Genomic DNA, 7,558 nt, shown 5'->3' with positions numbered 1-7,558 from the left:
TAAGCGAAAACCTACCGCTGTAAAGCGGAAAGGCGTTGTTTGCCGAGCCTACAAATAACCAAAGAGAAGCTCAATCAAGACATAGAGAACCTTGCCGCGAGATTGAACCAAATCGAAGAATTTGCAGGTCGTACCATCTAAAACAGAGAAGCCATGAAACGTGACATAATCATCATTGAGGACAAGGCGGTCAGCGTAACCGGTAACGATGTATGGATGACCGCCGGAGAAATCGCCAGACTGTTCCACACGGGTGTCCCGGCAGTGAACGCCGCCATCAAAGCCATCCTCAAAACGGACGTGCTGAACGACTACGAGGCATGCCGCTACATCCAACTTGAAAACGGTCTGTATGCGGATGTTTACTCGCTTGAGATAATCATCCCCGTCACCTTTCGGCTGAGCACATACCATGCCCATCTTTTCCGCCGCTGGCTGATGGACAAGGCACTTGCAAAAGACAAGCATACCGCCTACATGTTATTCGTACATAGCGGAAAAGGCGGTTACTGCTGAAAAGACGATGAAAATCAATTAAAAACGGACAACCATCAAGCTGTCCGTTTTAACTTTAAAATAGTCAATTTTGAATATACAAATTATGTGCTAAAGAATATGAGGTATCAAAATTGAGATGGCTTATATAACATCTCATACTTTAACGAGCCACAATCAATGTACATATCATATTCCGCAATTCCTTTTTCTTGTGCTATATAATGCAAAGTTTTCTTGTGGATGTTTGAAATTCTCTCTCCATAATAGATTGCTTTAGGAACAATTTTCAGGCTTGTTGCACGAGAATGTGCGGCAGGTTGTTTCTCTGAATGAATAATACGCCATTCATTTTCATATTCCCACTGTGTGGATTTGTGAATAGCCATTTTCAAATGCGATAGTGAATCTATATTTTTAACATCCAGCCCCAAGCTCTTTGCTATATACCATTGAATAAAACTATTTGCATCAAAGCGGTTATTATCATATATAACAGGCAAGATACAACAATTCATTTCTCCTTGTTCTAATAAGAACCTTAAATCATATTCCAATGCAAACCCTTCATGATTTTGGGCATAGTGACTCCACATTATAACAGAATCTATGCTTTCACTTAAACATGCTATTGTAGATACGACCTTTAATGTATCCCCCATTTTTAATAGGATTTCTTTCAATATGTTTTCCATTACAACACTAAAAAGAGCTAATGTCAATGGATTTATGCCGTTACACGATATTACCTGTTTTTTTAAACCTGTCAAATTGTTTCTTCCGAAAAATTGGATTACACTTGGAGGAAATTCGAAATCTTTAGTTTCAAGTATCTGTTTGAATTGTTCAAGAAATTCTTCTGTACAACAAGCTCTCATTTGCTCTTGAATATTATCCAAACTATAATAAACAAGAGTGTCATAGGGGTCATTAAACTTATCAGCAGTAACAGCATAAACCAGATCCTTGTCAAAAGCATCAAGGTTTAATGTTGAACAACTCCTATATCTATACAGTTTTTGTGGCAACATTGACATCAATGCTGCACTTATAGGATAGATTCGGGATTTTATGTCCTCTTGCTCAATTCCTTCAGGAATTATTGTGGATTCTAACAATTTTGCAAATTCACTCCGAAGCATAATGGTATTCGTTTTAACCACAAAGGTACGCATTTTATTCCGGAATGTCAGGACATTACTCCATCGGTTTGCGGTAATTCGCCTCCAGCAGTTCACGCAATCCCGATTCGGGGTAAAGCACCTTCCCGCCTAAAAGGATAAAGGGCAACACTCTGTTGTTACGGTATTCCTGCAAGGTACGGCGGCTCACACGGAGCAACTCCGCCACCTCCCTGTCCGTCAGGTAACGTTCCCCGTCCAGCGGTGGACGGTAGTTTTCCAAAAATGCAGAGAGCCATTTAGAGCCTTTGCGCATATTCTGCACCACGGTGGCAAGCGGCTCGTCCTCCAGTGTAAAAACATCGTTGTTCTCGTTCATCATAACTTTGGATTCAGTGGGTGAATAATAAGATTACCTGCCGCCGGGATAGAGCGTACCGATAAGCGGAATCAGCCTCCTAACTTCTTCCGGCTTGTAATAGAACCTGCGGTTTATCTGCGAGTAGCCGATAAGCCGCTTGTCGCGCAACGTCTGCAACGTGCGCGGGCTTATTCTCAACTGCCCGCAGACCTCCTCGCCCGTGAGCCATCTTTCCATGCGCCCCGTGTCGCTTTTGCGCCTCAGTGCGGCGACCTTCTCCGAGAGTGCGCCGAATGTCGCCACCATCATCTCGAAAGTCTTTTTCTCAATTGATACTATTTCCATATTCATGCAATTATCGGTTTGCCCGCAAAGGTAACGATACACTCCCGGACACGTGCCGTTTTCCACTGAAAGGCTGCCTGTTGCGCCGTTTGACCGGGTTACGGAGCCATCTTCCGTAAAAATCTTACGTGAGTCACGTAGTGAGTTGTTAAAGCCCCTTTTGTTTATTGCCGAATTTTGCCGCAGATACAAAAAGAAAGGACTGAATATGAAAGTGATAACAATGGAAAGTTCCGTCTTCCGGTCATTGACGGAACAGATAGCGGAGATTGCGGCACACGTCCGTGCCGTCTCCGGTGACAAGAGAGCGGCATCGCCCGACAGGTTGCTCACCACACGCGAGGCGGCGCACCTGCTTAACGTGAGTACCCGCACCCTCCAGCGTATGCGCAGCGAGCAACGCATCGGCTATGTCGTGCTTCGCGGCAAATGCCGCTACCGGCAGTCGGAAATCGACCGCCTGCTTGATGAGAGTACCGTCAACGAGGACGCGGCGACACCGCAGGAACTGAAACGCAACCACACGTTGCGCACGGGCGGCAACCCCAAAGGAAGGAGGACATAGGTCATGGAACTGCTCACACGAAACAACTTCGAAGGCTGGATGCAGAAGTTGATGGAACGGCTCGACCGTCAGGACGAACTGCTGCTGGCGATGAAGGCTGAGGGGAAACAGCCTACTATCACGGAAAGCATCCGCCTTTTCGACAATCAGGACTTGTGCATGCTGCTTCAGATAAGCAAGCGCACCCTGCAACGCTACCGCAGTGTCGGCGCATTGCCCTACAAGACACTGGGCAAGAAAACCTATTACAGCGAGGAGGACGTGCTGACATTCCTTTCCAACCATATCAAGGACTTCAAAAAGGAAGATATAGCCTTCTACAAGGCTCGTATCCATAATTTCTTTCATAAATAACCCATTAAAACATTTTTCAGATGGCAAAGAAAAAAGACGAAAAGGACGTGCTGGTGGTCCGTGACGAGAAGACGGGCGAGATCAGCGTGGTTGCCGGGCTGAACGCGGACGGCACACCCAAGCGCACCCCCGCGAAAGCGGAAAACGCGCAGAGTTTCCTGCAATTCGACCGACACGGCGACGTGCTGGACAACTTCTTCAAGAACTTCTTCCGGCAGTGCAAGGAACCCAGCCGCTTCGGTTTTTACCGCATCGCGGCAGACCAAGCCGAAAATCTCTTGGAGGTGATGAAGCAACTGCTGAAAGACCCCGAAGCGAACAAGGAGCTGCTTGCCCCTCACAAGGTGGACACCTCCGACTACGAGAAAAAGGTGCAGGAAGAACTGGCAACCGAAAAACAAGAACCTCAAAAACAGGAAAACATGGAGCAACAAAAAGAACAACAGGAAGATCCCGAACAGACGCAGGGCAAACGGGGCTACCAGCCCATCGACGAGAGCAAAATCAACTGGCAGGAGCTGGAGGACAGATGGGGCGTGAAGCGTGACGACCTTGAAAAGTCCGGCGACCTTACGAAGATGCTCCACTACGGCAAGTCCGACTTGGTGAAGGTCAAGCCCACCTTCGGCGGCGAAGCATTCGAGCTGGACGCCCGCCTTTCCTTCAAGAAGGACGGCGAGGGAAACATCAGCCTCGTGCCGCACTTCATCCGCAAGGAGCAGAAACTGGATGAATACAAGGAACACAAATTCTCCGACGACGACCGGAAGAACCTGCGCGAGACGGGCAACCTCGGCAGGGTCGTGGACATCGTGGAGAAGGAAACGGGCGAGATTATCCCCTCCTACATCAGCATCGACCGCAAGACGAATGAGATCACGGACATTCCGGCGAGCAAGGTACGCATCCCGGAGCGCATCGGCAAGACGGAAATCACCAAGCAGGAGCAGGATATGCTCCGCGCCGGACTGCCCGTGCGCGACAAGCTCATCGAGCGCAACGACGGCAGGAAGTTCGTCACCACTCTGCAAGTGAACGTGGAGCAGCGCGGCGTGGAGTTCGTGCCGGGAACCGGAAGGTCGCCCCGTACCGTACAGACGCAGGAAACCAAAGGCGACACGTCGAAAAGTCAGGCGCAAGGCGGGGAAAATGCCACACAGACCAAGAAGGAGCAACGCCGCAACACGTGGACGAACGAGGACGGCAGCATCCGCCCCATCAGCAAATGGAGCGACGTGAACTTCACCGAACAGCAGAAAGCCGACTATGTGGCGGGCAAAGCCGTGAAACTGGAGAACGTGACCGACAAGCAGGGCTTCCATGCCACGATGTATATCAAGTTCAACCCGGAGAAGGGTCGCCCGTACCGCTACGAAACAAATCCCGACATCGGGCAGCAGGTCGCCCCGTCCAACGAGAGCCGCACGCAGGTGGCGGTGAACAACGAGGGCAAGACCAACGAGGCGACAAAGAACCTGAAAGAGCCTTTGCAGAAAGGTCAGACCACTCCGAAGGACGCCCGCCAGCAACAGCAGCAGGACAAGCCGCAGAAGAAAACGGGCAAGGGCATGAAAGTATAGACCGATGTCCGCCACTGAATCCAAAATAAAATCCAAAGTATCAACAAAAAAGAAGAAGACATGAAGACAATCATTGCAGAAAAGCCCTCCGTGGCACGTGAAATCGCCCGCATCGTGGGCGCGACAAAGAGAGAGGAAGGATATTTCGAGGGAGGCGGCTATGCCGTGACATGGGCATTCGGACACCTTGTCCAGCTCGCCATGCCCGATGGCTACGGCGTGCGCGGTTTCGTCCGTGACAACCTCCCGATTATCCCCGACACCTTCACGCTCGTCCCCCGTCAGGTCAGGACGGAGAAAGGCTACAAGCCCGATAGCGGCGTGGTGTCGCAGATAAAAACAATCAAAAGGCTGTTCGGCACCAGCGACCAAATCATCGTGGCAACCGATGCCGGACGCGAGGGTGAACTTATCTTCCGCTACCTCTACCACTACACGGGCAGTACCACTCCTTTCGTGCGCCTGTGGATAAGCTCGCTCACCGACAAGGCTATCCGCGAGGGATTGCGCAACCTCGAAGACGGCGGCAAGTATGACAACCTATACCTCGCCGCCAAAGCGCGAAGCGAATCCGACTGGCTCGTGGGCATCAACGGCACGCAGGCTCTCTCCATCGCCGCCGGACACGGCACATACTCCGTGGGGCGGGTGCAGACACCAACGTTGGCTATGGTATGTGAACGCTACTGGGAGAACCGCCGCTTCACGCCCGAAGCCTTCTGGCAACTCCATATCGCAACGGACGGTTGCGACGGCAAGGTCGTGAAATTCTCATCCTCTGAAAAATGGAAGTCGAAAGAACCGGCAACGGAGCTATATAATAAGGTAAAGGCGGCAGGCTTCGCAACGGTAACGAAAGCCGAGCGCAAGGAGAAAACGGAGGATACCCCGTTGCTGTACGACCTGACCACGCTTCAGAAAGAAGCCAACGCCAAGCACGGCTTCACGGCGGAGCAGACGCTTGAAATCGCGCAGAAGCTCTACGAGAAGAAGCTGATAACCTATCCGAGAACGGGTAGCCGCTACATCCCCGAAGACGTGTTTGCCGAAATTCCCAAACTGCTCGCTTTCATCGGCACACAGCACGAATGGAAAGACAAGGTGCGGGCAAAAGCCATCCCGACACGCCGCAGCGTAGACGGCGGCAAGGTGACAGACCACCATGCCCTACTCGTCACGGGTGAGAAACCGCTCTTCCTCTCCAAAGAGGACAATACCATCTATCAGATGATTGCCGGGCGCATGGTCGAGGCATTCTCTGAAAAATGCGTCAAGGACGTGACCGCTGTCATGGCGGAATGTGCCGGAGTGGAGTTTACCGTGAAAGGCAGCGTCATCAGGCAAGCCGGATGGCGTGCTGTCTATGGCGAGGAAAACAAGGAGGAAACCACCATTCCCGGCTGGCAGGAAGGCGACACGCTGACACTGAAAGCCTCTTCCATCACAGAAGGGAAGACTAAGCCCAAGCCGCTACATACCGAAGCCACCCTGCTGTCCGCAATGGAAACGGCGGGCAAGGAAATCGAGGATGACGCACTGCGGCAGGCGATGAAGGACTGCGGCATCGGTACTCCCGCCACACGCGCCTCCATCATCGAAACGCTCTTCAAGCGCGGTTACATGGAACGCTGCAAGAAATTGCTTGTCCCCACCGAAAAGGGGCTTGCACTCAATTCCGTGGTGAAGACGATGCGCATCGCCGATGTCGCCATGACAGGCGAATGGGAGAAGGAACTGGCACGCATCGAGCGTGGGGAGCTGTCCGCCGATACCTTCCGCAAAAAGATAGAGGCGTACACGCGGGAGATTACCTCCGAACTGCTCTCATGCGACAAACTCTTCGGCAGCCGCGATTCCGGTTGCGCGTGTCCCAAGTGCGGCACGGGCAGGATGCGGTTCTACGGCAAGGTGGTACGCTGCGACAACACGGAGTGCGGACTGCCCGTGTTCCGGCTGAAAGCGGGACGCACCCTGTCCGACGATGAAATCAAAGACCTGCTCACCGAAGGGCATACCCAGCTGCTCAAAGGCTTCAAGAGCAAACAGGGCAAGAGCTTCGATGCCGTCGTCGCCTTTGACGGGGAATATAACACGACGTTCGTGTTCCCGGAGGCTAAAAAGGGCAAGAAATTTTCAGGACGGAAGAAATAGTATTAACTTTGCCACTTGTTCAGAGTAATGAATTGTTCTTCGATACCGGATTACACTCATACTTTGGATTTAGTGGCGGCACTCGGAGGGATACCGAGTGCCTTTTTCTTCCTTTTTTCCAACCGATTATCCCGTTAAATATCAATCCACTAAACTCCAAAGTAATGAACAACAAGAAGAACAACGAAGGGCAGTCCGACTTTTCCTATTACGGTCTGTACCTGATGGACTACCTCCGCACGAACAAGTTTGAACAGGCTACCGACACCGCTTTCATACGGGAACGCGCCGATCGTGCCGCCGAAACGTATGAAAAGGCGCGGATTGAAGGCTATCCCGCCGACGGTGCGCAGGAACTGGCGATGGAAACACTGCTGCGCGGGTTGCACTATTCCCGGTACGCCATGCTCCACGAAGTCGTGGAGAACGAGTTTGCCAACGAAGTGCCGGAAGAGAAACAAGAAGCCTTTATCCATAAACTCCTGCCGCTTGTCGGCAACGTGTTCTCCGTCTATGACCTTTCGGACGACAACTTCGCCCTGTCTTCCGATTACGACCTGCTCTACACGGAGCTGACGGGAGCAAC

At 51.5% G+C, this 7,558-nt stretch carries 9 protein-coding genes; 6 read left to right on the top strand and 3 right to left on the bottom strand.

Annotation, left to right across the window (positions count from 1 at the left end; all coding sequences use genetic code 11):
• The first annotated feature begins 153 nt into the window (after positions 1 to 153).
• On the top strand, positions 154 to 516 hold the full coding sequence (locus DW947_RS21000) for a hypothetical protein (protein ID WP_005809276.1): 363 nt from the start codon (positions 154 to 156) through the stop codon (positions 514 to 516).
• Positions 517 to 623: 107 nt separating this feature from the next.
• On the opposite strand, the gene DW947_RS20995 is transcribed toward DW947_RS21000, so the two are convergent.
• From DW947_RS20995 to DW947_RS20985, 3 genes are read right to left on the bottom strand one after another with little or no spacing between them, the layout of a single operon-like run.
• Positions 624 to 1,637, bottom strand: coding sequence for a DUF2971 domain-containing protein (locus DW947_RS20995; protein ID WP_005809274.1), 1,014 nt, complete (start codon positions 1,635 to 1,637; stop codon positions 624 to 626).
• Positions 1,638 to 1,692: 55 nt separating this feature from the next.
• Positions 1,693 to 1,998: a helix-turn-helix domain-containing protein gene (locus DW947_RS20990; RefSeq protein ID WP_032538125.1), complete on the bottom strand. Its 306-nt coding sequence runs from the start codon at positions 1,996 to 1,998 to the stop codon at positions 1,693 to 1,695.
• A 30-nt stretch (positions 1,999 to 2,028) separates the two neighbouring features.
• Positions 2,029 to 2,328, bottom strand: coding sequence for a helix-turn-helix domain-containing protein (locus DW947_RS20985; protein WP_095231473.1), 300 nt, complete (start codon positions 2,326 to 2,328; stop codon positions 2,029 to 2,031).
• Between the two features lie 202 nt (positions 2,329 to 2,530).
• On the opposite strand from DW947_RS20985, the gene DW947_RS20975 reads away from it, so the two are divergent.
• From DW947_RS20975 to DW947_RS20955, 5 genes are all read left to right on the top strand, one after another.
• Positions 2,531 to 2,887 carry a helix-turn-helix domain-containing protein gene (locus DW947_RS20975; RefSeq protein ID WP_025072716.1) on the top strand — a complete coding sequence of 119 codons (357 nt, stop codon included), beginning with the start codon at positions 2,531 to 2,533 and terminating at the stop codon, positions 2,885 to 2,887.
• A gap of 3 nt (positions 2,888 to 2,890) precedes the next feature.
• Positions 2,891 to 3,241 (top strand): helix-turn-helix domain-containing protein, encoded by a 351-nt coding sequence (locus tag DW947_RS20970; RefSeq protein ID WP_004291454.1) that lies wholly within the window; start codon positions 2,891 to 2,893, stop codon positions 3,239 to 3,241.
• A gap of 20 nt (positions 3,242 to 3,261) precedes the next feature.
• Complete coding sequence (locus tag DW947_RS20965) at positions 3,262 to 4,821, top strand: DUF3945 domain-containing protein (protein ID WP_004371700.1); 1,560 nt, start codon at positions 3,262 to 3,264, stop codon at positions 4,819 to 4,821.
• Between the two features lie 60 nt (positions 4,822 to 4,881).
• Positions 4,882 to 6,972: a type IA DNA topoisomerase gene (locus tag DW947_RS20960; RefSeq protein WP_004371701.1), complete on the top strand. Its 2,091-nt coding sequence runs from the start codon at positions 4,882 to 4,884 to the stop codon at positions 6,970 to 6,972.
• A gap of 164 nt (positions 6,973 to 7,136) precedes the next feature.
• Positions 7,137 to 7,558: DUF1896 domain-containing protein (locus DW947_RS20955; RefSeq protein ID WP_133303616.1), on the top strand; the 422-nt coding region annotated here is incomplete at its 3' end.

This window comes from Bacteroides sp. AM44-19, from assembly GCF_003603395.1.
Taxonomy (GTDB): Bacteria; Bacteroidota; Bacteroidia; order Bacteroidales; family Bacteroidaceae; genus Bacteroides; species Bacteroides uniformis.
The sequence above is the reverse complement of the archived record's forward strand: the minus strand, read 5'-3'. Positions and strand labels throughout refer to the sequence as shown.

Coding starts and splice junctions, on each gene's coding strand:
- DW947_RS20975 (WP_025072716.1), top strand. CDS start 2,531: ATGAAAGTGATAACAATGGAAAGTTCCGTCTTCCGGTCATTGACGGAA.
- DW947_RS20990 (WP_032538125.1), bottom strand. CDS start 1,998: ATGATGAACGAGAACAACGATGTTTTTACACTGGAGGACGAGCCGCTT.
- DW947_RS20985 (WP_095231473.1), bottom strand. CDS start 2,328: ATGAATATGGAAATAGTATCAATTGAGAAAAAGACTTTCGAGATGATG.
- DW947_RS20995 (WP_005809274.1), bottom strand. CDS start 1,637: ATGCTTCGGAGTGAATTTGCAAAATTGTTAGAATCCACAATAATTCCT.
- DW947_RS20960 (WP_004371701.1), top strand. CDS start 4,882: ATGAAGACAATCATTGCAGAAAAGCCCTCCGTGGCACGTGAAATCGCC.
- DW947_RS20965 (WP_004371700.1), top strand. CDS start 3,262: ATGGCAAAGAAAAAAGACGAAAAGGACGTGCTGGTGGTCCGTGACGAG.
- DW947_RS20970 (WP_004291454.1), top strand. CDS start 2,891: ATGGAACTGCTCACACGAAACAACTTCGAAGGCTGGATGCAGAAGTTG.
- DW947_RS21000 (WP_005809276.1), top strand. CDS start 154: ATGAAACGTGACATAATCATCATTGAGGACAAGGCGGTCAGCGTAACC.